Origin of the sequence: Salinicola sp. JS01, from assembly GCF_030284585.1 — a bacterium.
Classification (GTDB): Bacteria; Pseudomonadota; Gammaproteobacteria; order Pseudomonadales; family Halomonadaceae; genus Salinicola.
In genome coordinates, this window is record NZ_CP127244.1 from 4154541 (window position 1) to 4179731 (window position 25191).

The window sequence follows — 25191 nt, forward strand, 5'->3', positions numbered from 1 at the left end:
TCATTCGGCGATGGACGCCGAAGCTCCCCGGCCAGCAGCGCGGGGATGTCCGATCAGGTCGACGAGGTGTCGTGGCGTGTCTGACGCGCGGACTTTTCCAGGCGTCGCCACATGCCGTTGAGCTGGCGTGCGACGCTTGCATTGTCCAGCTCGTGTACGCCTCGCCTAGCGAGAAGAACGATATCCACGGGCGGCAGGCGATGCTGCTGCAGACGGATGGATTCGCGCACGAGGCGTTTGAGGCGATTGCGGTCGACGGCACGACGCACGTTCTTCTTGCTGAAGATCAACCCGATCCGCGGATGGCCAAGCGCGTTGGGGCGTGCCAACACCAGCATGCCTTTACCGTGGACCTTGAAGGGAGCGTGGTCGAAAACGTGCTTGTAGTCCCCGGCGTTGAGCAACCGAAGCTGCCGGGGAAACCTTGATCGGACACCCGATGTCCGATCAGGCGCTGAGACGCTTGCGACCTTTGGCACGACGACGATTGATGACCTGACGGCCGTTCTTGGTCGCCATGCGGGCACGGAAACCGTGGACGCGCTTGCGCTTCAGGACGCTCGGCTGAAAAGTACGTTTCATGGTGGCTTTTTCCCAATTGGTTGAGTGATTAAGCTATTGATTTAGCTCGAAAAACTGGTTCGAAACGGGATGCCCGACACGCGTACGGAAACCGGGCTCACTCGGCTCAAGAGCGGGAATTCTAGTGAATCAGGCGATCGGGTGCAATTTTTCTCTGAATTATCCACACCCGTTTGTGGGCGAAACCCTTGCGTCACATCGCCGCGGCGGTCACGCGCGCACGCCGTTAGGTAGCGAAGCGATCGGCAGCCGAGGGCGGCCATGCGTGTCTGCGGCTTATCCCCAAGCTGTCTGCTTGTCAATCGCACCATGTGGTTAAGGATGGGGATAATGTTTGTGGGTAACTCATATTAACCTTATATTTTCATATGCTTATGGGATTTTCTCGGCTGTGGGGAAGATGCGTAAGAGAGGTGAAAATCCTGCGTGTGGCGAGAACTCCCGAGGCGTTGGGCGTCTATGGCAGAGCGCCATCTCGCGATCGTTTTCCCAAGGCTGTCAACGGGTTCTCTGCCGCTTATCCACAGAGAGATGACCTGGCGACCACGTGTGGATAACCTGCCTGGCCGGCGCTACACTGTGCGGCCGTTTTCTTTTCATCTGCCGAAATCCCCGTGAGGTCGTGTGTCGGTCGCTCTCTGGCAACAATGTCTCAATTCGCTTCAGGATGAGTTGAGCTCGCAGCAGTTCAACACCTGGATCCGCCCCCTGCAGGCGGAGGATGGCGAGACGGACGAGCTCTGTCTGCTGGCGCCCAACCGCTTCGTGCGCGACTGGGTCAGCGACAAGTACCTGAAGCGTATCAACGAGCTGCTGCGCGAAGTGGCATCCAGCAGCAAGCCCCCCAAGGTGCGTCTGGTGGTGGGCAGCCGCCGCGCGGCCGCCGTGTCGCCGCGGGATCTGGGCGCGCCGGTGTCGGCCCCCAGCCAGCCGCCGCAGCGCCCCAGTGCGCCCAGCGTGCAGACCCCGCCGCGCTCGCCCGAGGTTGCCGAGGAGCAGGCGCTCGACCAGAGCCGCGAGCGTGAAGAGGGCGGCCGGCGAGGCGGTGAACGCCAGGTGCAGGTGGAGGGCAGTCTCAAGCACCAGAGCGGGCTGAACCCCAACTTCACCTTCGAAACCTTCGTCGAGGGCAAGTCGAACCAGCTGGCGCGGGCCGCCTCGCGCCAGGTGTCGGAAAACCCCGGTGGCGCCTACAACCCGCTGTTCCTCTACGGTGGCGTGGGGCTGGGCAAGACCCACCTGATGCATGCGGTGGGCAATCATCTGGCCGGTCTGCGCGACAACGCCAAGGTGGTCTATCTGCACTCCGAGCGCTTCGTCGCCGACATGGTCAAGGCGCTGCAGCTCAATGCGATCAACGACTTCAAGCGCTTCTACCGCAGCGTCGATGCGCTGCTGATCGACGATATCCAGTTCTTCGCTGGCAAGGAGCGCTCCCAGGAGGAGTTCTTCCACACCTTCAATGCGCTGCTCGAGGGCGGCCAGCAGATGATCCTCACCTCCGACCGCTATCCCAAGGAGATCAGCGGGGTGGAGGAGCGCCTCAAGTCGCGCTTCGGCTGGGGCCTGACGGTGGCGATCGAGCCGCCGGAGCTGGAGACCCGGGTGGCGATCCTGATGAAGAAGGCCGATCAGGCCAAGGTCGACCTGCCGCATGACGCCGCCTTCTTCATCGCCCAGAAGATCCGCTCCAACGTGCGCGAGCTGGAGGGGGCGCTGAAGAAAGTGATCGCCGACTCCCACTTCATGGGCAAGCCGATCACCCAGGATTTCATTCGCGAGTCGCTCAAGGATCTGCTGGCACTGCAGGACAAGCAGGTCGGCATCGAGAACATCCAGCGCACGGTGGCGGAGTACTACAAGATCAAGATGGCCGATCTACTCTCCAAGCGCCGCTCGCGCTCGGTGGCGCGGCCGCGCCAGGTCGCCATGGCGCTGGCCAAGGAGCTGACCAACCACAGCTTGCCCGAGATCGGCGACGCCTTCGGCGGACGCGACCACACCACCGTGCTGCACGCCTGCCGCAAGGTGGTGGCGCTGAAGGAGGAGAGCGCGGACATCCGCGAGGACTACAAGAATCTGATGCGGCTGCTGACCAGCTGACCCCGGCTGGCGGTGGCTGTTGCCGGAGGGATTGCCCGTAGCGCCCCGGGCAGCAAGAATGAACCCCAGCCGGCAGCGTCGCCGCGGCGCCGACGTTTCTTTCAGGATCGAATTCAACCACGGAGCTCCCATGAAATTTTCCATCTCCCGCGAAGCCCTGCTGCGCCCGCTGACGCTGGTGGCCGGCGTGGTCGAGCGCCGTCAGACCCTGCCGGTGCTCTCCAATGTGCTGATCGAAGTCCAGGACGGCGGTATCTCGCTGACCGGCACCGATCTCGAGGTGGAATTGATCGGCCGCGCGACCGCTGACCTGGTCGACGAGCCGGGCTCCGTCACCGTGCCGGCGCGTAAGCTGATGGATATCTGCAAGTCGCTGCCGGATCAGTCGCAGATCAGCTTCACCTTGGAGGATGGCCGCGTGGTGCTGCGTGCGGGACGCTCGCGCTTCACCCTTTCCACCCTGCCGGTGGCCGAGTTTCCCAACATCGAGGATGGTCAAAACGACACCACGCTGTCGCTGCCGCGGGGCACGCTCAAGTATCTGATCGACGCCACCTCCTTCGCCATGGCGCAGCAGGACGTGCGCTACTACTTGAACGGCATGCTGCTGGAGCTGGCCAACCACTTGGTGCGCACCGTGGCCACCGATGGCCACCGTCTGGCGGTGTGCGAGCGTAGCGCCGAGATCGAGCTTACCGATTCGCGCAAGCTGATCATCCCGCGCAAGGGTGTGCTGGAGCTGTCGCGGCTGCTCGACGGCAGCGAGGAGCCGGTGGAGCTGGCGCTGGGCGCCAACCATATCCGTGCCAATACCGGCGAATTCACCTTCACTTCCAAGCTGGTCGACGGCAAGTTCCCCGACTACGACCGGGTCATCCCCAAGGGCGGCGACAAGACTTTCATCGCCGAGCGCGGCGAGCTGCGTCAGATCCTGGCGCGTACCGCCATCCTCTCCAACGAGAAGTATCGCGGCGTGCGCCTGCAGCTCGAGGAGAACAACCTCAAGGTGATGGCCAACAACCCCGAGCAAGAAGAGGCCGAGGAGAACGTCGGCATCGAATATGCCGGGGACGCGCTGGAAATCGGCTTCAACGTCGGCTATCTGATCGATGTGCTCAACGTGCTCGACGCCGATCGCATGCAGATGACGCTGTCGGATGCCAACAGTTCGGCGCTGATGGAAGAGCCGGGCGGTGGGGATGCCCGTTACGTGGTCATGCCGATGCGCCTTTGAGTGCAGGGAAGTGGCTGCGCTCGATCATGCTTTGTTAAAAACCGGCGAACCTTGCTCACTTATACCCACATAAGCTCCGCTGGTTCGCCGATTTTTGCCGCGCCTGATCGTCGCTCGCCAACTTCTTACATTTCGGCGGTTAAATGTTCGGGTGCTTCTTTCCATGCTGCCCGCGGTCCGGGCGTTTCCTCTCGTCTCTCGTCATGAGTCTTTACGTGCCATGCCGCTCGATCGGTTGAGTTTTCACGGCCTGCGCAATCTCCATCCGTTCGAGATGACGCCGGGGCCGCACATCAATGTGATCAGCGGGGCCAACGGCAGCGGCAAGACCTCGCTGCTCGAAGGGCTCCACGTGCTGGGCATGGCGCGCTCCTTTCGTACCCAGAAGCTCAAGGCGCTGATTACCCACGATGCCGAGGAGATGACCCTGTTCGGGCGTCTCGACGGCGATCCGCCACGCCCGCTGGGAGTGCGCCGGCGGCGCGATACCCAGGAGCTTGAGATCCGCATCGGCGGGGAGCGCGCGGCACGCGTGACCCAGCTCGCCGAGGCGCTGCCGCTGCAGCTGATCAACCCGGATGCGTTCCGCCTGCTGGAGGGCTCGCCGGCGGCGCGACGCGAGTTTCTCGACTGGGGGGTATTCCATGCCGAGCCGCTGTTTCTCGACGCCTGGAAGCGCGTGCGGCGTGCGCTGAAACATCGGAACGCCCTGCTCAGGCATGATAGAATCGACCGCGCGTCGATAGGCGTCTGGGAGCAGGAACTGGCCCACTGGAGCGAGCGGCTGGACGCGCTGCGCGACGGCTACATGACGCGCTTCCTGCCGGTGTTCGAGGAGACCCTGGCGGCACTGCTGCCGCTGCCGGATCTGAGCCTGCGCTACTCGCGCGGCTGGGATCGCCAGCGCGCCCTGCTCGAGGTGTTCGAGAGCGGTCGCGACACCGATCGCCAGATGGGTTTCACCCAGCAGGGGCCACAGCGCGCTGACCTGCGCATTCGGGTCGGGCGCCACGCCGCGGTGGAGGTGCTCTCCCGCGGGCAGCAGAAGCTGGTGGTCAGCGCCATGAAACTGGCCCAGGGGCGCCTGCTCGAGCAGCTGAGCGGGCAGACCTGCCTCTATCTGATCGACGACCTGCCGGCGGAGCTCGACGGCGAACACCAGCGCATCTTCTGCCGGTGGCTCGAGACGCTCGACTGTCAGGTCTTCATCACCAGCGTCGAGCGCTCGGCGCTGGCCGACGTCTGGCAGCCGGACACGGATGTCGTGGCATCGTGTATCGCCGGCGGACGGCTGCATTCGGAATGATTTCACCATGGAGTGAGCAATGAGCGAACAGGCCTACGATTCATCGAGCATCAAGGTCCTCAAGGGGCTGGACGCGGTGCGCAAGCGCCCGGGCATGTACATCGGCGACACCGATGACGGCACCGGCCTGCACCACATGGTGTTCGAGATCGTCGACAACTCGATCGACGAAGCGCTGGCCGGCCATTGCAGCGAGATCCGCATCGTCATCCACCCGGATGAGTCGATCACCGTCTCCGACGACGGCCGTGGTATCCCCACCGACATTCACGACGAAGGGGTCTCCGCCGCCGAGGTCATCATGACCGTGCTCCACGCCGGGGGTAAGTTCGACGACAACTCCTACAAGGTCTCCGGTGGCCTGCACGGGGTCGGGGTGTCGGTGGTCAATGCGCTCTCCGAACAGCTCAAGCTGACCATCTGGCGCAATCGCCAGGTTCACGAGCAGGTCTATCACCACGGCGTGCCGCAGGCGCCGCTGACGGTGGTCGGCGAGACCGAGAAGTCGGGCACCCAGATCAGCTTCAAGCCGTCGAGCGAGACCTTCGCCAACATCGAGTTCCATTACGATGTGCTGGCCAAGCGCCTGCGCGAGCTGTCGTTCCTCAACTCCGGCGTGGCGATCCGCCTGGTCGACGAGCGTGACGGTCGCGAGGAGCTGTTCCACTACGAGGGGGGCCTGCGCGCCTTCGTCGAGCATCTCAACACCAACCGCACCGCGCTCAATCCGGTCTTCCACTTCGAGGTCCAGCGCGAGGATGGCATCGGTGTCGAGGTGGCGATGCAGTGGAACGACACCTTCGCCGAGAACGTTTTCTGCTACACCAACAACATTCCGCAGCGCGATGGCGGCACCCACATGGCCGGCTTCCGCGCGGCGCTGACGCGCAGCCTCAACAGCTACATCGAAGCCGAGGACATCCAGAAGAAGGCCAAGGTGGCGACCTCCGGCGACGATGCCCGCGAAGGTCTCACCGCGATCATCTCGGTCAAGGTGCCGGATCCCAAGTTCTCCTCGCAGACCAAGGACAAGCTGGTCTCCTCGGAGGTCAAGACAGCGGTCGATCAGGAGCTGAGCCGTCAGTTCGCCGACTATCTGGTCGAGCACCCCAACGAGGCCAAGGCGATCGTCAACAAGATGATCGACGCCGCGCGTGCCCGCGAGGCGGCGCGCAAGGCGCGCGACATGACCCGGCGCAAGGGCGCGCTGGATATCGCCGGGCTGCCGGGCAAGCTGGCCGACTGCCAGGAGAAGGACCCCAGCCTCTCCGAACTCTACCTGGTCGAGGGTGACTCCGCCGGCGGCAGTGCCAAGCAGGGCCGTGACCGGCGTACCCAGGCGATCCTGCCGCTCAAGGGCAAGATCCTCAACGTCGAGAAGGCGCGCTTCGACAAGATGCTCTCTTCGGCCGAGGTGGGCACGCTGATCACCGCGCTGGGCTGCGGCATCGGGCGCGAGGAGTTCAATCCGGACAAGCTGCGCTACCACTCGATCATCATCATGACCGATGCCGACGTCGACGGTTCGCACATCCGTACCCTGCTGCTGACCTTCTTCTTCCGCCAGATGCCGGAGCTGATCGAGCGCGGGCACGTGTTCATCGCCCAGCCGCCGCTTTACAAGATCAAGCGCGGCAAGCAGGAGATGTACCTGAAGGACGAGCAGGCGATGACCGACTATCTCACCACCACCGCGCTGGACGGCGCCCGCCTGTGTGTCAATGCCGACGCACCGGGGATCGCCGGCGAACAGCTCGAGGCGCTGGTGAGCCAGTATCGTGACGTGATGAAGCGCATCGACCGGTTGTCGCGGGTCTATCCCAATGCGGTGCTGCGCAAGATGGTCCACGCCGCCAAGCTGGAGGAGGCCAACCTGAGCGATCGCGGCACCCTGCAGCAGTGGATCGAGGCGCTGCAGGTGGAGATGGATTCGCTGATCGCCCACGAGGGCGGCCCGCGCTACACCTTCCAGCTGCAGGAGGACACCGAGCGCGGTCTGTGGCTGCCGAGCGTGTCGCTCACCGCCCACGGTGTCACCACCGACTACGTGTGGGGTATCGATTTCTTCCGCAGCGCCGACTACCGCGCGCTGGCGGGCCTCGGCGAGACCCTCGACGGGCTGGTCGAGGAGGGCGCCTACATCGCCCGTGGCGAGCGCCAGAAGCCGATCGAGACCTTCTACGATGCGCTGGAGTGGCTGATGCTCGAGGCCCAGCGCGGGCTCTCGATCCAGCGCTACAAAGGGCTGGGCGAGATGAACCCGGACCAGCTGTGGGAGACCACCATGGATCCGCAGTCGCGGCGTATGCTGCGGGTCTCGATCGAGGACGCGGTGGCTGCCGACCAGATGTTCAACACCCTGATGGGTGATGAAGTGGAGCCGCGCCGCGACTTCATCGAGCGCTTCGCGCTGGTGGCCAATCTGGATATCTGAGCGCGCTCGAGACACTGCCAGGCCAGCCGACGGCCCGCCCCCGACCGGGGGCGGGCCGTTTTGCGTTCAGGGATGGTTTTTTAGAAACCCAGTTTTTAGAAACAACGCTTTTAGAGGCCATTTCCCAACCCTCTGACGATGGGCGCCGGGGGCAGGGCAAAGCGAGGGTCCTTTGCCAGGGATGGCAAAGGTAGCGCCCAGGGAGGGGTTCACAGCGCCCTCGCGACGCCCTGCCGCCGGATAAGCCCACGTCGTCCAGCGGTTGTAAAAGGCACTCTTAGAGACAGCGCTTTTCGAGGCGGCGTCTTTTGATAACAGGGTTTCTAAAAACAACGCTTCTCGAAACAACGCTCTACGCCGCGCGACGGACCCTGGCGCTGTCGAGACTTACGCCTGCTGCTCGACGAAAGTGCGGATCGCCGCCGCCAGCTGCCGACCCTGGCGTGTCAGCGCCTCCCCTTCGGCCATGCCCACCCCGAGTACCAGACCGCGACGCGTATCGCCGGGCGCGCAGACCCGGCTCAGCGGCCGTGCCACCAGGTGGTGGCGGTTGAGCAGGTAGTGCGACAGGCGTTCGTCGTCGAGGGTGGGGGAGAGCTCGACGCTCAAGCTGATATTGGGTGCCGGCGGGGAGACGGCGATCACCCCAGGCGTCTCTGCCAGCAGGGCGTGGAGCTCGCGCTGGCGGCCCAGGTAGTCGGCGGCGATTCGGTGGCACCAGCGATCCAGATCGCCGGCGTCGATGAAAGCCGCGAGCACCGCCTGGTCCAGCAGCCGGCCTTCGCGAAAGACTCCGGTACGCACCCGGTTGAGGGTATGGCTGAGAGCGCTGGGCACCACCAGGTAGCCCAGCCGTAGCCCGGGGAACATCAGCTTGGAGAAGGAGCCGATCAGGATGCGGTTGCCGCTGCGCGGGTCGAACGCCAGGGGCTGGCGGTCGCCGTCCCCGAACTCGTAGTCATCCTCGAGAATCCACTCGGGTGCGAGATGCTGGATCAGTGCCTGTTTGTGAGCGATTACTGACTGTACACCCAGCGGATAGTGGTGCGAGCCGGTGAAGTAGACCAGGCGCGGCGCAGGGGGCGGCAACGGCTGACGATAGCCGTGGCGAGGGTCCCATATGGCGTGATCGACACTCAGGCCGCAGGCCTGGAAGACATTGCGCGCGCCCCAGTAGAAGGGGGAGTCCATCACCGCCCGATCACCCTCGTCGGCGAGCGCCAGGGCGCACAGCTGCAGACCGTGGTGGGCGCCTTCGGTGATCACGATCTGATCGAGCTCGCAGTGGATGCCGCGCCAGCGGGCGAGGAAGCCGGCGATCGCACGCTTGAGAGGGCCGTAGCCGCCCGAGGCGTAGGCGAGCAGCAGGGTGTTGTGCGGCACGGAGACGCGCGAGTAGAGCTGACGCCAGCGGGCCAGCGGGAAGTGCACGATATCCGGCACCCCGGGGACGAAGGCGCCACTCTGTACCGGGCTGGCGCCGACATCGCCCAGGAGCCGGTGAGCACGTCGGGAGATCGGCCCGGTGGTGGGCGCGCTGATTTCGGGGGGCGCGGGCTTGTGGACCCAGGTACCGCGGCCGTGGTCGGTGATCAGGTGGCCTTGCTGGACCAGCCGCTCGATCACCCCGGCCAGGGTATTGCGGGCCACGCCCAGCGACGCGCACAAATCGCGGTGCCCGGGCAGACGCTGACCTTTCTGCCAGTGGCGTTCGATCAGCCACAGCAGGGTCTGCTCCAGGCGCTGGTGCTTGGTCAGATGGGCGGGCTGGGCGTGGTAGCCGCTCTCGATCCGGGTCAGCGCCCGGCGGCGATCTTCCATGGGTGCCTCCGGGGCAGGCAGTGACGATGGAATTATGGCGCTTGCCGCTCAAGTGGTCTATCTGAGTAGCAGGAGTGGTCTACTCATCGCTGCCGGCGGCGGTGATAGCGTGGCACCAGGGTCGCCCCAATAGCGACTCGTCGACGATGCTTCGGCAACCGCGCGTCATCGACACGCTTCATCAACAACAACGTCAAGAGATCTTGCTATGTCCAACGCTTCTCAACCCACCGAGTTCGTGCGCGTGCTGGCGCGGGCCGATGTGCTGGCGCTCGCCTTCGGCGCGATGATCGGCTGGGGCTGGATCGTGCTCACCGGCGGCGCCATCCTCGACGGCGGCAGCCTGGGGGCGATCATCGCCTTCATCATCGGCGGCATCGCGGTGCTGCTGGTCGGCCTGACCTACGCCGAGCTGGCGGCGGCGATGCCGCAGGTCGGCGGCGAGCACGTCTACAGCTATCGCGCGCTGGGGCATTTCGCCTCCTTCGTCTGTACCTGGAGCATCGTGCTCGGCTATGTCAGCGTCGCCTCGTTCGAGGCGGTGGCGCTGCCCACGGTGGTCGAGCACCTGTTCCCCGGCTATGCCGTGGGCGATCTGTGGACCATCGCAGGCTGGGAGGTCAAGGCCAGCTGGGTGGCGGTCGGGGTGATCGGCTCGCTGGTGATGATGGTGATCAACTATCTGGGGATCTCGACGGCGGCGCTGCTGCAGAAGGTGGTCACCGGTCTGATCCTGATCGCCGGGGTGATGTTCGTCACCGGTTCGCTGTTCAGCGGTGACACCGGCAACATGCAGCCGCTGTTCGCCAGCGGCGAACACGGCGCCTTCGGCGGTATCGTCGCGGTGCTGGTGCTGGTGCCCTTCCTGTTCGTCGGTTTCGACGTCATCCCCCAGGCGGCGGAGGAGATCGATCTGCCGTTCCGTGACATCGGCAAGGTACTGGTGCTGTCGGTACTCATGGCGGTGGCCTGGTACACCCTGATCGTGCTGGGCACCAGCCTGATGCTCGACAACGACGCCCTGGGCGGCAGTACCCTGAGCGTGCCCGATGCCATGCAGGCGGTGTTCGATGGCGCCTGGGCCGGTAATCTGATGGTGCTGGCCGGGATCGCCGGGATCATCACCAGCTGGAACGCCTTCTACATCGGCGGCTCGCGGGCGATCTACGCGCTCGCCCACTCGGGCATGCTGCCGGCGTTCCTGGGCAAGCTGCACCCGCGCTACAAGACGCCCACTAACGCCATCATCCTGATCGGCGTGCTCTCCACCCTGGCGCCGTTCTTCGGCCGCCCGGCGCTGGTGTGGCTGGTCGATGCCGGCGGCCTGGGGATCGTCATCGCCTATCTGTTCGTGTCGCTGTCGTTTCTGATTCTGCGCCGGCGCGAGCCGGAGATGGCGCGCCCCTATCGGGTCAAGGCCGGCGGTCTGGTCGGCGTACTCGCGGTCCTGCTGTCGCTGGGCATGGTGTTTCTCTATCTGCCGGGCAGCCCGTCGGCGCTGGTGCCGGTGGAGTGGGTGGTGTTCGGCGGCTGGATGATCGGCGGATTGCTGCTGTACGTGTGGGCGCGACAGCGCTACGGTCGAGAGGTAGGCGATCGTCTCATCCGTGCCTCTTACACGAAATCGTGACAGTCACCCTCGTCCCGTCGACACCCGTGCGGACGTCCGGGACGGCTCATCGGCGCCATGACGCGCGCCGTTTCAGGAGGAGAGTTGCATGACCAACGCAGAACTCAATGAACTCAAGCAGCGCTACGTGGCCAGCGGTGCGGCCAGCCCGGCGGTCGAATTCGCCGCGCGGGCAGAGAACGCCGAGCTGTGGGACGAGGACGGCAAGCGCTTCATCGACTTCGCCGGCGGTATCGGCGTGCTCAATATCGGTCACCGGCACCCCAAGGTGGTCGAGGCGGTCAAGGCGCAGCTCGACCGCGTCATGCACACCTGCCAGACGGTGATGCCCTACGAGGGCTACGTGCGCGTGGCGCAGAAGCTGAGCGAAGTCACGCCGGTGCGTGGTCACGCCAAGGTGATGCTGGCCAACTCCGGCGCCGAGGCGCTGGAGAACGCGGTCAAGGTGGCACGGGCGGCCACCGGGCGCTCCAGCGTGATCTGCTTCTCCGGCGGCTATCACGGGCGTACCTTCATGACCATGGCGATGAACGGCAAGGTCGCCCCCTACCGCAACGACTTCGGCCCGATGCCGGGGCAGGTCTATCGTGCACCCTATCCGGTCGAGTCGATCGGGGTCAGTGAAGAGGAGGCCCTGCGCCACCTCAAGATGGTGCTCAAGACCGACGCCAACCCGCGCGACACCGCGGCGATCGTGATCGAGCCGGTGCTCGGCGAGGGCGGTTTCCACGCCGCACCCAAGCGCTTCCTCGAGGCGATCCGCGAGATCTGCGACGAGCACGGGATCCTGATGATCGTCGACGAGGTGCAGTCGGGTTTCGGACGTACCGGCAAGCTGTTCGCGATCGAGCACTCGGGCGTCGAGCCGGACATCATGACCATGGCCAAGAGCATGGCCGATGGCATGCCGATCTCCGCCGTGGTGGGCACCGACAAGGTCATGGACGCATCCGGCGGCAACTCGCTGGGCGGCACCTATACCGGCAGCCCGGTGTCGTGTGCCGCGGTGCTGGCGGTACTCGAGGTGTTCGAGGAGGAGCGCATCCTGGAGAAGAGCCAGGCGCTGGGCGAGAAACTGCGGGCGCGCTTCGACAAGTGGCAGCAGGACTACGCCTCGGTCGCCAATGCGCGCAACCTGGGCGCCATGGCGGCGTTCGACCTGGTCAGCGACAAGAAGAGCGCGCAGCCCAACACCGAGCTGGCGGCCAAGCTGTGCAAGACCGCGCGCGAGCGCGGGCTGATCCTGCTCTCCTGCGGCCTTTACGGCAACACCATCCGCTTCCTGATGCCGGTCACCATCAGTGACGCGGTGCTGGAAGAGGGTCTGGACCTGATCGAGGCCATGCTGAGCGAATTCGGCGCCTGAACGGCGTCGTGACGCATGCGACCGGCACCCGCGAGGGTGCCGGTTTTTTTATGTCCGGTGAGTGCTGCGGGTCTTGGGCGCCTGGCCTCAATGACTCGCTGGTGGCGCCAGTTCGAGCCTGTGCGCAGGTGCCATCTGCGCTCGGATCCTTTCAGCCGCCGTGCCGGTGCATACCGATATGCGGGATATCGTCCTCCAGATAAGTGTCTGTCACCGCGACGAAACCGTGGCCAGCGTAGTAGTTCTGCAGGTGGGCCTGAGCGGAGAGGTAGGCGTCGCGACCCGGCCAGCGCTCGGCGAGATGTTCGAGCGCTGCCGTCATCAGCCGATGACCCAGGCCCGCGCCGCGATGGTCGGGCGCGATCACCACGCGCCCGATGGTCACAGGCTCGCTTGGCGATACCGGCGCCAGGAGGCGTAGTGATGCGGCCAAGGTGCCATCTGCCCACACCGCGAGATGTTCGGTCGTGGTATCCAGATCATGACCGTCCAGCTCCTGGTAGGCACACTGCTGTTCGACCACGAACACCGCCGTGCGCAGCGCCAGCAGGGCGTAGAGGGTGTGGGTATCGAGCTGTTCGCCGCGGTACCAGCGCCAGTCGTATGTCGTCATCTGTCACTTTCCTTGGGGGGCGTTGCGCGTGACACTGTCACAAGGCACTGTCTGAAAAGTACTGCGCTCGCCCATGCGGCGTTAAAAATCGGCTGGAGCGCCAGCCCGGTCAAAAATGCTCATTTACACCCCGTAAACTCCGCGTTCTCGCCGATTTTTGCCTTAGCTGTGCGCCCCGGCCTTGCCTTCGCTCGTCGACTTTTCAGACAGCACCTAACATATTACGCAGCCCGCCAACGGGTGTCAGGGACGGCCGTGACAGGGGACAGATGATGGTGGTAGGTGACAGGAGATAGCGCATGAGCTGTTTGGCGATCGATTATGACGATGTGGTGGCGGCACACCGGCGGTTGGCGGGCATCGCCCACCATACGCCCGTGCTGCGCTCGGCGACAGCCGATGCGCGCAGCGGCGCCGCGCTGTACTTCAAGGCCGAGCATCTCCAGCGCGTCGGCGCCTTCAAGTTTCGGGGTGGCTATAACGCCCTCAGTCAGTTCGATCATGGCCAGAAGGCTTCGGGGGTGATCGCCTTTTCTTCGGGCAATCATGCTCAGGCGATTGCGCTCTCGGCCAGACTGCACGGCATTCGTGCCGTCATCGTGATGCCCGAGGATGCGCCTGCGATCAAGATAGCGGCCACGCGGGGCTATGGTGCCGAGGTGGTGCTCTATGATCGCTATACCCAGGACCGCGAGACGTTGGGCCGGGAACTGGCCGAGGCCGAAGGCTTGACCCTGATCCCGCCGTTCGATCATCCCCACGTCATGGCGGGGCAGGGAACTGCGGCCAAGGAGCTGTTCGACGATGTGGGCGAGCTGGATACGCTGATCGTGCCGCTGGGCGGCGGTGGGCTACTGTCAGGCTGTGCCACGGTTGCCAGGGCGCGCTATCCGCGCTGCCGGATCATCGGCGTCGAGCCGGAAGCCGGCAACGACGCCCAGAGAAGCCTGGCCAGTGGCGAGATCGTCACGATTGCCACGCCGCGCACGATCGCCGATGGCGCTCAGACCCAGGCACTGGGCTGCCTGACGTTCCCGGTGCTGCAGCAGTGCGTCGATGAGATCGTCACCGTCACTGACGCTGAGCTGGTCGAGACCATGAGCTTTCTCGCCGGCCGCATGAAGCAGTTGGTCGAGCCGACCGGTTGCCTGGCGGCCGCGGCGGCTTTTTCGGGCCGCGTAGGGATCAAGGGACAGCGTGTCGGGATCATGCTCTCCGGGGGCAACGTCGATCTGCAACGCTTCGCCGAACTGATCTCGGCGGCCGCGCCCCAGGCAACCACGCGTGCGGATCGCGCATGAGACGAGAGCGTGTGTGATGTTGACCGGAGCACTCTCATCGAATGCCCAGGCCACCCTGAAAGTCAGATTTTCGCATCGCGTGGATGGGCGCGTGATGTCGTCCCGTTCGAACCGGCCTGCGGCGCATTGACGCTTTCGACTAATGGCTGAGGGAGTTAAGCCCCGGCGCTGCTTAGACTGAAGGTATTGCACGCACCGTAGCCGAGGAGGTCATCATGATGCAGACGCAGGAACGCCGCGAGCAGCGTCCGATGTCGGAGGCAACGGACTGCTGCGAGATGAGTGCGATCAATCTGCTCGATGACAGCGTCTCCACGCAGAAGGAGGTACAGGAGCGCAATGTCATGCAGCTCTACCTGCTCACCGTGCAGGTGAGGGCGCTGATGGATGTGGCCTGTCACCAAGGGCATGCCGAGTTTCTGACCGAGCGTTTGCGCTTCCATACCCAGCAGTTGGGCGAGCAGTTCGATTCGTTGGTCAAGAAGCACAAGGGCTCCTCCTATACCCGCCACTTCTACGCTCAGCAGCAGCAGCGCTTCAGCAGCGAGATCGACAAGCTGATCGACGCCTTGGCATCCCTGGGCCGCCACTATCGTGATAGCGCTGATACCGACAGCGCGGCTCATCACGATGCCCAAGGTGGCAATACCGCGTCCCGCGACTGACCTTCCACACGAGTTGCCTCCCGGCCCGCCACTGTGTCGTTTCAAGACCAGGGCGGGCCTCTTTTATGCGTGGATCGCTGCAAGTAGCTCCTTCTCTGTGTGCGCTTTCCCGAGCCACTGATACTCGTCGGACGCATTCATGAGTATGGATGATGAGATCGTCTGCGAGATGTTTCACGTGGAACAAGGCCTGCGACCGTTGATCCGCACGCCTGATGCGCCCTCACAAGATTCGCCGTGCTGATCGAGTGGCGATCAATCGTCGATGGCGGGGGCAGAATGGGGACAGCCACCGGAGCCGCAAAACCCACGTATCTGGGAAGCGGGCGGCATCCGAGCCAGAGAGGGCGAGCCCCTCGGCTGCCGCTCCCACGAGGCGTGGCAGCAACCACTGCTATGCAACGCCGGCAATGTTCCACGTGAAACAATCAGGCATCACGGCCGGGTCTGAATCTGGCTCAGGAAGTCATTGCACGGCGTGGTCTCTCCGGCGCTCGGCGAGACCAGGGCTAGCAGCGCAGCGGCGGGCGCGGCGACGGTACCGAGGAAGGCACCCACCGCGCCGCGTGCCAGTAGTGAGCTGGCATCCACCCCTGGCGAGGGGTTGGCAAAAGTGCCGTGAACATAGAGCGGCGAGCGTAGGGTGAATACCCGAGCGCCCTTACTCTCAGGCACGATGTTGAGATCGAGCCTTTCGTTGGCGAAGTTGATACTGCCGTCGATCTTGATCAGCGCGTTCTCGGTGTCGATGACGAAGAAGCGCGGACGTGCCAGGCCATCGTCGACTTCCAGGCTGGTGGCGGCGCAGTTGATACGAACCTGCTCGTCTCCGAACAGCTTGCCCACCAGGTAGTTGCCTACGTTGAGCCCGGCCAGCTCCATCAGATTGCGGCTGATGAGGCCATCGCTGACGATCATGCCGAGGTCACCGTTGCTGCTACCCAGGAGGGCGGCAATCGAGTTGCCATGGCCGCTGAGCGAGGCGTCTCCATTGAGCTCGCCACGACTGTTCTGCATCAACTCGACCTCAGGGAACAGGCGACTGAGCAGCAGGCGCCGGATATGCAGGTCGACTCTCGCCTGAAGCGGTGTCTGGCTGCCATCCAGACGCAGCGTGGTGTTGAGGTTGCCGCCGGCGACGCCGAAGCGCAGCGGGTCGAGCAGGATCTCACCATTGTCGAGCCGGACGTGGGTATACAGGTCTTCCAGCGGCAGCGAGTCGCCATGCTCGATACGCTGGGCAGTGAACTTGACGTCGGCGTCCATGGCGCGCCACTGCTCGGTCTGGAACTCCGCCACCGGCAGTACTTTGTCGGTTGGCTGCTGCGGCGCTTCCTGCTGGGATTCGCCATCATCGCCGCTGCTATCGGCACCGATCAATGGTGCCAGATCGGCGAAACGCAGCTGGCGCGAGACGACCTCTCCGGTAAGGGACGGGCGGGGTTTGCCCAGGGTGTAGGTCAGGTCGCCATGGATATCGCTGTCGCCAACCTGACCGTCGAAGTCCCGGTAGCGAAAGGTGAGCGCGTCCCGCGTCGCCAGGTCGGCGCTCAGATGGCCCCGCGTCGAGTACGGTGGCGTATCCGGCAGTGTGACGCCAATCACCCGGTAGAGGTCGCCCAGATTCTGGCCAGCGAAGGTGAGATCGAGATCGATCCGCTTGGGCGCCAGCGGATCGGTCAGCGTGCCGGCGACGCTCACGCGCGTCTGGCCTGCGGTGACATCGGCCTGCAACGGGTAGGGTGCGCCCGCCTGGCGCAGCGCTGTCAGACTGCCCAGCTTGCCTTCACCACGGATTTGCTGGCCCCGATAGGTGCCGCTGGCCTGCCAGCCAAAGGCGTAGTCGGCGACTGGTCGATCAGTGCCGCTGTTCGTCACAGGCACTTCGCCGCTCAGCTCGCTGAAGGCGATGGGTTGGCCCAGCAGACTCAGGGTGGCATCGACATCGGCATCCAGGGTCGGGTCGCGATAGTGGAGGGCGATGGGGTCGAAGGTGATATCGCCGATATCCACGGTCCAGCCGGGCTGGGTGTCGGTCGTATCGGCATCGTCGGCTGTATCGCCGAGATCGAAGGTCCAGTTGTTGTTGCCATCCTGCCGCTTGACCAGGGTGGCTTCACCGCCGCTGAGCGCTATGCGCGGGATCGTCACGCGGCGCTCGAGCAGCGATAGCGGCGCCAGCGTCAAGTCCAGCGCGCGCAGCCTGGCGAGATCGGCATCGGTGATGGACTCAGGGCTACCGACACGAATCTGCTCGGCGTGCAGATGCGGCCAGGGCACCCAGCCGCGCCAGCCGTCGACATCCTTCGGTCTCTCCCAGGAGAGATCGAGGTCGCCCTCGATGGCGAAAGGGCGGTGAATGGCCGCCGAGACCCGCTGGTTGAGCGTGGGCTTGAGACGATTCCAGTCGAATGTCAGCACCACGATGACCAGTGCGATAACGACTACCAGCACGAAGGCCAGTAGTGAAAGGCCGATCTTCTTCCCCGTTGTCATGACCCTGTCCCATCCCTTGGGCTTGTTGTCCCAAGAATAGCCGAGTCTTCACGTAGCGTTTGTGACGTAACGTTGCCAGGCCAAGCCTGCGGTCGGGTCAATATGTTTCACGTGAAACATGCCGGTCTCAGGGCTCACTCAGGATTCAGCGCAGAGCATTGGCGGCGATCACCACAGTCGTTGAGAGAGTTCGTTCGCTTTCTCGGCGAAAAGGTCGAGCTCGACTCAGTCCGCTGCCAACAACAGGCGTTCAACGAATTTTGTGAGATCGTCGCAGTGCCAGGTCTCCGGATGCTCGCGGGCGACGTCGTGGGCGTAGCGTCCCCCCTTGCCCGTGCTGACCAGTGCGGTCTGCGCGCCGGCCGCGATTCCTGCCTCGATGTCACGCAGGCTATCGCCCACCATCCAGCTGCCTGTCAGTGTCGGCAGCCCCAGGGCCTGCTGGATCTGCAACAGTAGGCCCGGCTTGGGTTTGCGACAGTCGCACTCGTCCTGCGGCAGATGGGGGCAGTAAGCGATATGCACGATCTCGCCGCCGGCCTGATGCACTAGCGCGCGCAGCCGTGCGTGAATGGCATCCAGAGTGTTGCGATCGTAGTAGCCGCGGCCGATACCCGATTGGTTGGTGGCGATGGCCACTTGCCAGCCTGCCTGTGTAAGCGTGGCGATGGCTTCGATAGCGCTGGGGTAGGGGTGCCACTCGTCGAGGGACTTGATATAGGCGTCGGAATCTTCGTTGATGACGCCGTCGCGGTCGAGGATGACCAGTTTCTGCATGGCGCGGCCTGGTTCGAGGCGAATGTCAATGCATTATCGCGCTGCCGCGCTCTGGCGCCAACTCGGTCCTGCGATGTTTCACGTGGAACAATCTGGCTATTGCGGTGTGCTTGGCCAGTGAGGCGATGATGGGGCGACAGGGGCGACAGGGGCGACAGGGGCGACAGGGGCGACAGGGGCGACAGGGGCGACAGGGGCGACAGGGGCGACAGGGGCGACAGGGGCGACAGGGGCGACAGGGGCGACAGGGGCGACAGGGGCGACAGGGGCGACAGGGGCGACAGGGGCGACAGGGGCGACAGGGGCGACAGGGGCGACAGGGGCGACAGGGGCGACAGGGGCGACAGGGGCGGAAGGGGCGTGCGGAGGCTAGAGACTCGGGGTGATACCGGGAGAGAAGAGACCCGCCCGAATGTTCCGGGCGGGGAATGTTTCACGTGAAACGTTACTGCTGCAGCTCGGAGATGTCCGCCACGGCGAGGAACAGCCCTTGCAGGCTGGCCAGGAGTGCCAGGCGGTTGGTGCGCACGGCGTCGTCATCGACCGCCACCATGACCTCGTCGAAGAAGCGATCCACCGGCGCGCGCAGCGTGGCCAGAATATCCAGCGCCTGGGCGTAGTCGGCCTGACGGAACAGCGGCTCCACCTGATCGCGGCAGTCGGTAACGGCACGCGCCAGGGCGATTTCCGCTTCTTCTCTCAACAACGAAGCGTCGATCTCGGCGCCGGCATGGTGCTGCTGCTTGGAGAGGATGTTGGCCACGCGCTTGTTGGCGGCCGCCAGGGCGGCGGCTTCCTCGCGCTGCTCGAAGCGATGCACCGCGCGCAGGCGACGGGCGAAGTCGAGCGGACGCGTCACCGGGCGTGCGCGTACGGCAAGGTAGACATCCACGGGCAGACCTTCGTCCTGAGCCCAGGCGCGGAAGCGATCGAGCATGTAGGTGAGGACGTCATCTACCAGGCCGTCCGCCTTGGGCAGGTCGCGGTGCTGGGAGGCGGCGAGTTCGAGCAGCTCGCGCAGGTCCAGGTCCAGCTCGCCCTTGATCAGGATGTTGAGCACACCGATGGTGGCGCGGCGCAGGGCGAACGGGTCTTTGGCCCCGGTAGGGCGCTGGCCGATACCGAAGATGCCGGTGAGCGTATCCAGACGATCGGCCAGGGCGATCGCCATGCCGGTCGGCGTACGCGGAATCTCGTCGCCGGCGAAACGCGGCAGGTACTGCTCGTGCAGCGCATCGGCGACCGCATCGGGTTCGCCATCGTGACGGGCGTAGTAGGTGCCCATGATGCCCTGGAGCTCGGGGAACTCGAGCACCATCTCGGTGACCAGGTCGCATTTGGCCAACTGGGCCGCGCGCGCCGCGGCGCTGCTGTCGCCACCGATCTTCTCGGCGATGAAGCGCGCCACCACCTCGCTGCGTGCCGCCTTGTCGGCTAGGCTGCCGAGCTCGCGCTGGAACACCACGTTGGCCAGTGAGGCTTGGCGTGAGGCCAGCGTCTGCTTGCGATCGGTCTCGAAGAAGAAGACGGCATCGGCCAGGCGCGGGCGAATCACTTTCTCGTTGCCGTAGATCACCTGCTGCGGATCTTCGCTTTCGATATTGGCCACGGTGATGAACTGCGGCATGAGCTTGCCGTTTTCATCGAGCAGGTGGAAGTACTTCTGATTGGCCTTCATCGAGGAGATCAGGCACTCCGCGGGGACCTCGAGGAAGCGCTCGTCGAAGCTTCCGGTCAGCGCCACCGGCCATTCCACTAGGCCGTTGACCTCTTCGAGCAGGGCATCATCGATGACTGCCTGCCCATCGTGGACCTCGGCCTCCGCCAGCACCTGCTCGCGAATGCGCGTGCGCCGGCGGTCCATGTCGACCAGTACATAGGCGTTCTCCAGCGCCGCCTGGTAGTCGTCGGCGTGGGCCAGGTCGAAAGCCTCGGGGGCATGGAAGCGGTGGCCGCGGGTGGCGCGTCCGGCGTGCAGGCCGAGCACCTCGGCATCGATGACGCGATCGCCGTAGAGCAGCACCAGCCAGTGCACCGGGCGCGAGAACTCGATGCGCGAGGCGCCCCAGCGCATGTTCTTGGGCACCGGCAGGGCGTTGACCGCGTTGGCGACGATGGCTGGGAGCAGGGCGTCGATGGACTCGCCCTGCTGCTGCTCGCGGTAGCCGAGCCAGGTGCCCTTGTCGGTCTCCAGGTGGATCAGCTCGTCGACGCTCACACCGCAGGAGCGGGCAAAGCCCTCGGCTGCTTTGGTCGGCTGGCCATCCTTGAAGGCGGCGGCGAGGGCCGGGCCGCGCTTCTCGACCTCACGATCGGGCTGCTTGTCGGCGAGCGCTTCGACGCGCACGGCGAGGCGGCGGGGAGAGGCCAGAGCGGTGGCGCTGGCCATGGGCACTTCGGCCTCGGCGAGCCCCTTGGTCACGCCGTCACGCAGGGCCTGGGCGAGATCGCGCAGGGCCCCAGGTGGCAGCTCCTCGACGCCCAGTTCGATCAGTAGGGTGTTGGCTGCCATGCTCATGCGTCTCCCTGAGTGGTTTGCGATGTCTGCGCCAGCAGGTCGCGCCGCAGCGCTTCCGGTGCCAGCGGGAAGCCGGCCGCCTCACGCGAGGCGTAGTAGGCGTGGGCCACGTCCCGCGCCAGCGTGCGCACGCGCAGGATATAGCGCTGACGCTCGGTCACCGAGATGGCGTGGCGGGCGTCCAGCAGATTGAAAGTGTGCGAGGCCTTGAGGACCTGCTCGTAGGCGGGCAGCGGCAGATTGGCCGCGAGCAGCTTGTTGCACTCGCCCTCGCAGTGGTCGAAGGCCTCGAACAGGTAGGGCACGTCGGCGTGCTCGAAGTTGTAGGCCGACTGCTCGCGCTCGTTCTGCAGATAGACGTCGCCGTAGGTCACGCGGGTGCCATCCGGGGCGATCGTCCACACCAGGTCGTAGACGCTGTCGACGTCCTGCAGGTACATGGCGATGCGCTCGAGACCGTAGGTCAGCTCGCCGGTGACCGGATAGCACTCCAGGCCACCGGCCTGCTGGAAGTAGGTGAACTGGGTCACCTCCATGCCGTTGAGCCAGATCTCCCAGCCCAGGCCCCAGGCCCCCAGTGTCGGCGACTCCCAGTTGTCCTCGACGAAGCGGATGTCGTGGACCTTGGGGTCGATGCCCAGACGCTCGAGCGAGCCGAGATAGAGCGCCTGGAAGTCTGCCGGCGAAGGCTTCATCACCACCTGGAACTGATAGTAGTGCTGCAGGCGGTTGGGGTTCTCGCCATAGCGCCCGTCGGTGGGGCGGCGCGAAGGCTGGACGTAGGCGGCGTTCCAGCTCTCCGGACCGATCGAGCGCAGAAAGGTGGCCGGGTGGAAGGTGCCGGCGCCCACTTCCATATCGAGCGGCTGCAGCACGACGCAGCCGTGTTCCGCCCAGTATTGCTGTAGGGCGAGGATCAGCCCCTGAAAGGTTTTCGCATCTGCCGTCGACTCTGTCATTGACTGCGTACCGTTGCCCATGAATTCGTAAGCCGCCAAGTATACAATTAGCACTCAATCGGTTATAGGCACCGGCAGCAATCGACCGCGGGCGATATCCCCGGGCCGCTGTCGGCATGGCCGAGTCGAGACAGAGAGGATAGCGACATGATCGTAGTCACCGGCGGGGCCGGCTTCATCGGGGCCAATCTGGTCAAGGCACTCAACGCGCGCGGTCGCCAGGACGTGATGGTGGTCGATGACCTCAGCGATGGCACCAAGTTCGTCAATCTGGCCGACTGCACGCTGGGCGACTATCTCGACAAGGACGACTTCCTGGCTCGGGTCCAGGCCGAACTGCGCGGCGAGATCGGTGGCCTGCCGCCGATCGAGGCGATCTTCCATGAAGGCGCCTGCTCGGATACCACCGAGTGGGACGGGCGCTTCATGCTCGAGAACAACTTCGAGTACTCCAAGACGCTGCTGCGCTACTGTCAGGCCAAGCGCATCCCGTTTCTTTATGCCTCCTCGGCGGCGACCTATGGCGGCAGCGAGGTGTTCGTCGAGGCGCCGGAGCACGAGAAGCCGCTCAACGTCTACGGCTACTCCAAGCTGCTGTTCGATCAGTACGTGCGTGCGCGCTGGGACAGCTTCGAGACCCAGGTGGTGGGCTTTCGCTACTTTAACGTCTACGGCCCGCGCGAGCAGCACAAGGGCAAGATGGCGAGTGTCGCCTTTCACCATCACAACCAGGTCCAGCGTGGCGAGAATCCGAAACTCTTCGGCGCCTGGGATGGTTTCGAGGCCGGCATGCAGAGCCGCGACTTCGTCTATGTGGGCGACGTGGTCGACGTCAACCTGTGGTTCCTCGACAACCCCGAGGTCTCGGGCATCTTCAATCTGGGCACCGGGCGCGCCGAGCCGTTCAAGGCGATCGCCGAGACGGTTATCGACTTTCATGCACGCCATGGCGGGGCCCAGGGCGAGATCGAGTACATCGACTTCCCCGATGAGCTCAAGGGGCGCTATCAGAGCTACACCCGGGCCGATATCGGGCGCCTGCGCGAGGCGGGCTACAGTGGCGAGTTCAAGACCGTGCGCGAGGGCGTCACGGCCTATCTGGAATGGCTGAATGGCTGAGACAGTAAGCCGCGCGCCGCGGATCCTCGTCGTCGGCCCGTCATGGGTCGGCGACATGGTCATGGCGCAGAGTCTGTTCATCACTCTCAAGCAGCGCCATCCCGGCGCCATGCTGGGGGTGGTGGCGCCGGGGTGGTCGCTGCCGATTCTCGAGCGCATGCCGGAGGTCGATGAGGCCATTGCCCTCGATGTAAAGCACGGTGAATTCGGCTGGAGTACCCGCCGCGAACTCGCGCGCCAACTCCAGGGCCGCTTCGATCACGCCATCGTGCTGCCGCGTTCGCTGAAGTCGGCGCTGGTGCCGTTTCTGGCACGTATCCCCAAGCGCACCGGCTTCACCGGCGAGCAGCGCTACTGGCTGATCAACGATCGTCGCCAGCTCGACAAAAGCGTGCTCGATCAGACCGTCAAACGCTTCGTGGCGCTGGGCCTCGACGCGCAGACCGCGGCGCAGGGCGACTTCCCCCTGCCGCATCCGCGACTGCGCGTCGACGCCGAACGCCAGGCGAGCCTGTGCGAAACGCTGGACCTCGGCACGCGCCCGGCCATCGGCATGATGCCGGGGGCCGAGTACGGCCCGGCCAAGCAGTGGCCGCTGGCCTACTTCCGTGAGCTGGCCCAGACGCTGATCAGCCAGGGCTACACGGTGTGGATACTCGGTGGCCCCAAGGATGTCGAGGCCGGGGAGACGATCGTCGACGGGCTCGAACACGCCCGCAACCTGTGCGGCAAGACCCGTCTCGCCGATGCGGTGGACCTGCTCGCGGCCTGCGAGCAGGTGGTCACCAACGACTCCGGGCTGATGCACGTCGCCGCCGCGGTCGGCACGCGTATCCAGGCGCTCTACGGCTCTTCTTCGCCGGCCTACACGCCGCCGCTGAGCGATGATGCCCAGATCCACTATCTGGCGCTCTCCTGTTCGCCCTGCTTCCAGCGTACCTGTCCGCTGGGCCACCACGACTGCCTGCGTCAGCTGACGCCGTCGCTGGTGCTGCGGGCGATGCAGTGACCCCCGAGTCGCCGCCGACGACGGCTTCCAGGAGTGATGACCCATGTCTCAGCGCGTGCTGCTGGTGTTACGCAAGCTCAAGATCGGTGGCATCGAGCGTGCCACCCTGGATCTGGCCAGTGTGCTGGTTCGCGAGGGGCACGAGGTGCACGTGCTCGTACTCAAGGGCGGCCATGAGCTGGAGCCGGCGCCCGGTGTCGTGGTACATCGGGTCGACTTCGACAAGGACTTCCGCAGAACCGGTATCGGCCTGCTCTACGATCTTTTCACCCGGGCACTGCTCAAGCCGCTGCTGCCGGGGTCGGGTTTCGTCTGGCGTGGCTGGTATGGCGGGCGCTATCTGAAGCGTTTCGTACAGCGCCTGGAGCGTGAATGTGGCCGCCTGGATCTGATCGTGATTCGGGGCCAGGGAGCTTTCGAAACCGCCTGGTCGTGGCGCGATCCGCGGCTATGGCAGGTCACCGAGTCGTGGCCGGGAGAGCACCGCGGCTGGTTGAGAGGGCGCTATCTGGCGTGCCTCTATCAAGGCAAGCGGGTGATCAGCGTTAGCGACTTCGTGGCCCGGCAGCTCGAGGTCCTGTGGCAGCGCCATGGCATCACGCCAGCGCACAGCGTGATCATCCCCAATCTGTGTGATATCGAGAGCGTACGACGTCAGGCGGAGGCGCCGATCGAACTACCATCGCGATCCTTCATCGTACATGTATCTCGGCTTTCTCGGGTCAAGCGGCAGGATTGGCTGATCCGTGCCTATCGTGAAGCGCAGATCGAAGAGGATCTGGTCATCGTCGGTGACGGCGCCAAGCGGCCAGAGCTCGAGGCGCTCGTCGACGAATTGGGGCTGCGCCAGCGCGTTCACTTCGTGGGCAGCCAGACCAATCCTTATCCGTGGATGAAACACGCTCGACTGTTCGTCCTGAGCTCGCACAGCGAAGCCTTCGGTATCGTGCTGGCGGAGAGCCTGATCTGCGGTACACCCTGTGCGGCGATCGGCTGCCCCGGCGGAGTGCGCAACGTGCTCGTACACGATCAGGCACGTCTGATCGCCGATGAAAGTGTTGCTAGTCTGGCGCAGAAGATTCGCGAAGGCCTGAGCCAGCCGCCCGATCTGGCGAGCGACCCGGAGCTGGTCGAGCGCTATCGTGATACCCGCATCATGCAGCAGTTTCTGGATCTGCCCACCACGCCCTGATGGACCACACCATTGATGAGGCTATGTCACTATCGTGTTACCAACGATAACGCCTGGACTATAATG

19 protein-coding genes are annotated in these 25191 nt (G+C 64.7%); 11 read left to right on the plus strand and 8 right to left on the minus strand.

Annotated features, from left to right (window positions below):
* Window positions 1–53: 53 nt before the first annotated feature.
* Together rnpA and rpmH are read right to left on the minus strand one after the other, a co-directional pair.
* Window positions 54–479, minus strand: a complete 426-nt coding sequence (rnpA, locus tag QO259_RS18970) for a ribonuclease P protein component (RefSeq protein ID WP_285951188.1) — start codon at window positions 477–479, stop codon at window positions 54–56.
* Window positions 448–582 carry a 50S ribosomal protein L34 gene (gene rpmH / locus QO259_RS18975; protein WP_035473559.1) on the minus strand — a complete coding sequence of 45 codons (135 nt, stop codon included), beginning with the start codon at window positions 580–582 and terminating at the stop codon, window positions 448–450. The genes rnpA and rpmH overlap by 32 nt, the downstream gene beginning before the upstream one ends.
* A gap of 624 nt (window positions 583–1206) precedes the next feature.
* Here rpmH and dnaA point away from each other — a divergent pair.
* From dnaA to gyrB, 4 genes are all read left to right on the plus strand, one after another.
* The gene (dnaA, locus tag QO259_RS18980; protein ID WP_207036528.1) at window positions 1207–2685 is read left to right on the plus strand and encodes a chromosomal replication initiator protein DnaA; all 1479 of its coding nucleotides are present in this window, start codon (window positions 1207–1209) and stop codon (window positions 2683–2685) included.
* Window positions 2686–2815: 130 nt separating this feature from the next.
* On the plus strand, window positions 2816–3919 hold the full coding sequence (gene dnaN, locus QO259_RS18985) for a DNA polymerase III subunit beta (RefSeq protein ID WP_035474961.1): 1104 nt from the start codon (window positions 2816–2818) through the stop codon (window positions 3917–3919).
* Between the two features lie 220 nt (window positions 3920–4139).
* A complete protein-coding gene (gene recF, locus QO259_RS18990; RefSeq protein WP_285951189.1) occupies window positions 4140–5225 on the plus strand; it encodes a DNA replication/repair protein RecF in 1086 nt (361 codons plus the stop codon).
* A 19-nt stretch (window positions 5226–5244) separates the two neighbouring features.
* Complete coding sequence (gyrB, locus tag QO259_RS18995) at window positions 5245–7659, plus strand: DNA topoisomerase (ATP-hydrolyzing) subunit B (RefSeq protein ID WP_285951190.1); 2415 nt, start codon at window positions 5245–5247, stop codon at window positions 7657–7659.
* Window positions 7660–8046: 387 nt separating this feature from the next.
* On the opposite strand, the gene QO259_RS19000 is transcribed toward gyrB, so the two are convergent.
* A complete protein-coding gene (locus QO259_RS19000; protein ID WP_285951191.1) occupies window positions 8047–9480 on the minus strand; it encodes an aminotransferase-like domain-containing protein in 1434 nt (477 codons plus the stop codon).
* A gap of 208 nt (window positions 9481–9688) precedes the next feature.
* Between QO259_RS19000 and QO259_RS19005 the strand changes: the two genes are divergently transcribed.
* A complete protein-coding gene (locus QO259_RS19005; protein WP_285951192.1) occupies window positions 9689–11110 on the plus strand; it encodes an APC family permease in 1422 nt (473 codons plus the stop codon).
* Between the two features lie 88 nt (window positions 11111–11198).
* Window positions 11199–12476, plus strand: a complete 1278-nt coding sequence (gene gabT / locus QO259_RS19010) for a 4-aminobutyrate--2-oxoglutarate transaminase (protein ID WP_285951193.1) — start codon at window positions 11199–11201, stop codon at window positions 12474–12476.
* Window positions 12477–12627: 151 nt separating this feature from the next.
* Here the strand turns inward: gabT and QO259_RS19015 are convergent, their stop codons facing one another.
* The gene (locus QO259_RS19015; protein WP_285951194.1) at window positions 12628–13089 is read right to left on the minus strand and encodes a GNAT family N-acetyltransferase; all 462 of its coding nucleotides are present in this window, start codon (window positions 13087–13089) and stop codon (window positions 12628–12630) included.
* A gap of 299 nt (window positions 13090–13388) precedes the next feature.
* Here QO259_RS19015 and QO259_RS19020 point away from each other — a divergent pair, with 299 nt between their 5' ends.
* Both QO259_RS19020 and QO259_RS19025 read left to right on the plus strand, forming a co-directional pair.
* The gene (locus tag QO259_RS19020; RefSeq protein WP_285951195.1) at window positions 13389–14390 is read left to right on the plus strand and encodes a threo-3-hydroxy-L-aspartate ammonia-lyase; all 1002 of its coding nucleotides are present in this window, start codon (window positions 13389–13391) and stop codon (window positions 14388–14390) included.
* A gap of 215 nt (window positions 14391–14605) precedes the next feature.
* On the plus strand, window positions 14606–15055 hold the full coding sequence (locus tag QO259_RS19025) for a hypothetical protein (protein ID WP_035474969.1): 450 nt from the start codon (window positions 14606–14608) through the stop codon (window positions 15053–15055).
* Window positions 15056–15490: 435 nt separating this feature from the next.
* Here the strand turns inward: QO259_RS19025 and QO259_RS19030 are convergent, their stop codons facing one another.
* The 4 genes from QO259_RS19030 to glyQ all read right to left on the minus strand — a co-directional run bounded on the left by QO259_RS19030 (window position 15491) and on the right by glyQ (window position 21805).
* A complete protein-coding gene (locus QO259_RS19030; protein ID WP_285951196.1) occupies window positions 15491–17551 on the minus strand; it encodes an AsmA family protein in 2061 nt (686 codons plus the stop codon).
* 225 nt (window positions 17552–17776) lie between these two features.
* Window positions 17777–18328 carry a D-glycero-beta-D-manno-heptose 1,7-bisphosphate 7-phosphatase gene (gene gmhB / locus QO259_RS19035; RefSeq protein ID WP_285951197.1) on the minus strand — a complete coding sequence of 184 codons (552 nt, stop codon included), beginning with the start codon at window positions 18326–18328 and terminating at the stop codon, window positions 17777–17779.
* Window positions 18329–18773: 445 nt separating this feature from the next.
* Window positions 18774–20840, minus strand: coding sequence for a glycine--tRNA ligase subunit beta (gene glyS / locus QO259_RS19040; RefSeq protein WP_285951198.1), 2067 nt, complete (start codon window positions 20838–20840; stop codon window positions 18774–18776).
* Window positions 20841–20842: 2 nt separating this feature from the next.
* Entirely contained in the window at window positions 20843–21805 is a 963-nt protein-coding gene (glyQ, locus tag QO259_RS19045; protein WP_285951199.1) for a glycine--tRNA ligase subunit alpha, read from the minus strand.
* Between the two features lie 147 nt (window positions 21806–21952).
* Between glyQ and rfaD the strand changes: the two genes are divergently transcribed.
* From rfaD to QO259_RS19060, 3 genes are read left to right on the plus strand one after another with little or no spacing between them, the layout of a single operon-like run.
* Window positions 21953–22924 carry an ADP-glyceromanno-heptose 6-epimerase gene (gene rfaD, locus QO259_RS19050; RefSeq protein ID WP_285951200.1) on the plus strand — a complete coding sequence of 324 codons (972 nt, stop codon included), beginning with the start codon at window positions 21953–21955 and terminating at the stop codon, window positions 22922–22924.
* A complete protein-coding gene (waaF, locus tag QO259_RS19055; RefSeq protein WP_285951201.1) occupies window positions 22917–23933 on the plus strand; it encodes a lipopolysaccharide heptosyltransferase II in 1017 nt (338 codons plus the stop codon). Before rfaD ends, waaF begins: the two co-directional genes overlap by 8 nt.
* A gap of 43 nt (window positions 23934–23976) precedes the next feature.
* Entirely contained in the window at window positions 23977–25125 is a 1149-nt protein-coding gene (locus QO259_RS19060) for a glycosyltransferase (RefSeq protein WP_207036505.1), read from the plus strand.
* Window positions 25126–25191: the final 66 nt, after the last annotated feature.

Bases quoted from the DNA above. Each gene is read 5' to 3' on its own strand.
- QO259_RS19025 (WP_035474969.1), top strand. From the start codon at position 14,606: ATGATGCAGACGCAGGAACGCCGCGAGCAGCGTCCGATGTCGGAGGCA.
- QO259_RS19015 (WP_285951194.1), bottom strand. From the start codon at position 13,089: ATGACGACATACGACTGGCGCTGGTACCGCGGCGAACAGCTCGATACC.
- QO259_RS19000 (WP_285951191.1), bottom strand. From the start codon at position 9,480: ATGGAAGATCGCCGCCGGGCGCTGACCCGGATCGAGAGCGGCTACCAC.
- QO259_RS19005 (WP_285951192.1), top strand. From the start codon at position 9,689: ATGTCCAACGCTTCTCAACCCACCGAGTTCGTGCGCGTGCTGGCGCGG.
- gabT (WP_285951193.1), top strand. From the start codon at position 11,199: ATGACCAACGCAGAACTCAATGAACTCAAGCAGCGCTACGTGGCCAGC.
- QO259_RS19060 (WP_207036505.1), top strand. From the start codon at position 23,977: ATGTCTCAGCGCGTGCTGCTGGTGTTACGCAAGCTCAAGATCGGTGGC.
- gmhB (WP_285951197.1), bottom strand. From the start codon at position 18,328: ATGCAGAAACTGGTCATCCTCGACCGCGACGGCGTCATCAACGAAGAT.
- gyrB (WP_285951190.1), top strand. From the start codon at position 5,245: ATGAGCGAACAGGCCTACGATTCATCGAGCATCAAGGTCCTCAAGGGG.
- rpmH (WP_035473559.1), bottom strand. From the start codon at position 582: ATGAAACGTACTTTTCAGCCGAGCGTCCTGAAGCGCAAGCGCGTCCAC.
- rfaD (WP_285951200.1), top strand. From the start codon at position 21,953: ATGATCGTAGTCACCGGCGGGGCCGGCTTCATCGGGGCCAATCTGGTC.
- dnaN (WP_035474961.1), top strand. From the start codon at position 2,816: ATGAAATTTTCCATCTCCCGCGAAGCCCTGCTGCGCCCGCTGACGCTG.
- waaF (WP_285951201.1), top strand. From the start codon at position 22,917: ATGGCTGAGACAGTAAGCCGCGCGCCGCGGATCCTCGTCGTCGGCCCG.
- glyS (WP_285951198.1), bottom strand. From the start codon at position 20,840: ATGGCAGCCAACACCCTACTGATCGAACTGGGCGTCGAGGAGCTGCCA.
- QO259_RS19020 (WP_285951195.1), top strand. From the start codon at position 13,389: ATGAGCTGTTTGGCGATCGATTATGACGATGTGGTGGCGGCACACCGG.
- QO259_RS19030 (WP_285951196.1), bottom strand. From the start codon at position 17,551: ATGACAACGGGGAAGAAGATCGGCCTTTCACTACTGGCCTTCGTGCTG.
- recF (WP_285951189.1), top strand. From the start codon at position 4,140: ATGCCGCTCGATCGGTTGAGTTTTCACGGCCTGCGCAATCTCCATCCG.
- glyQ (WP_285951199.1), bottom strand. From the start codon at position 21,805: ATGACAGAGTCGACGGCAGATGCGAAAACCTTTCAGGGGCTGATCCTC.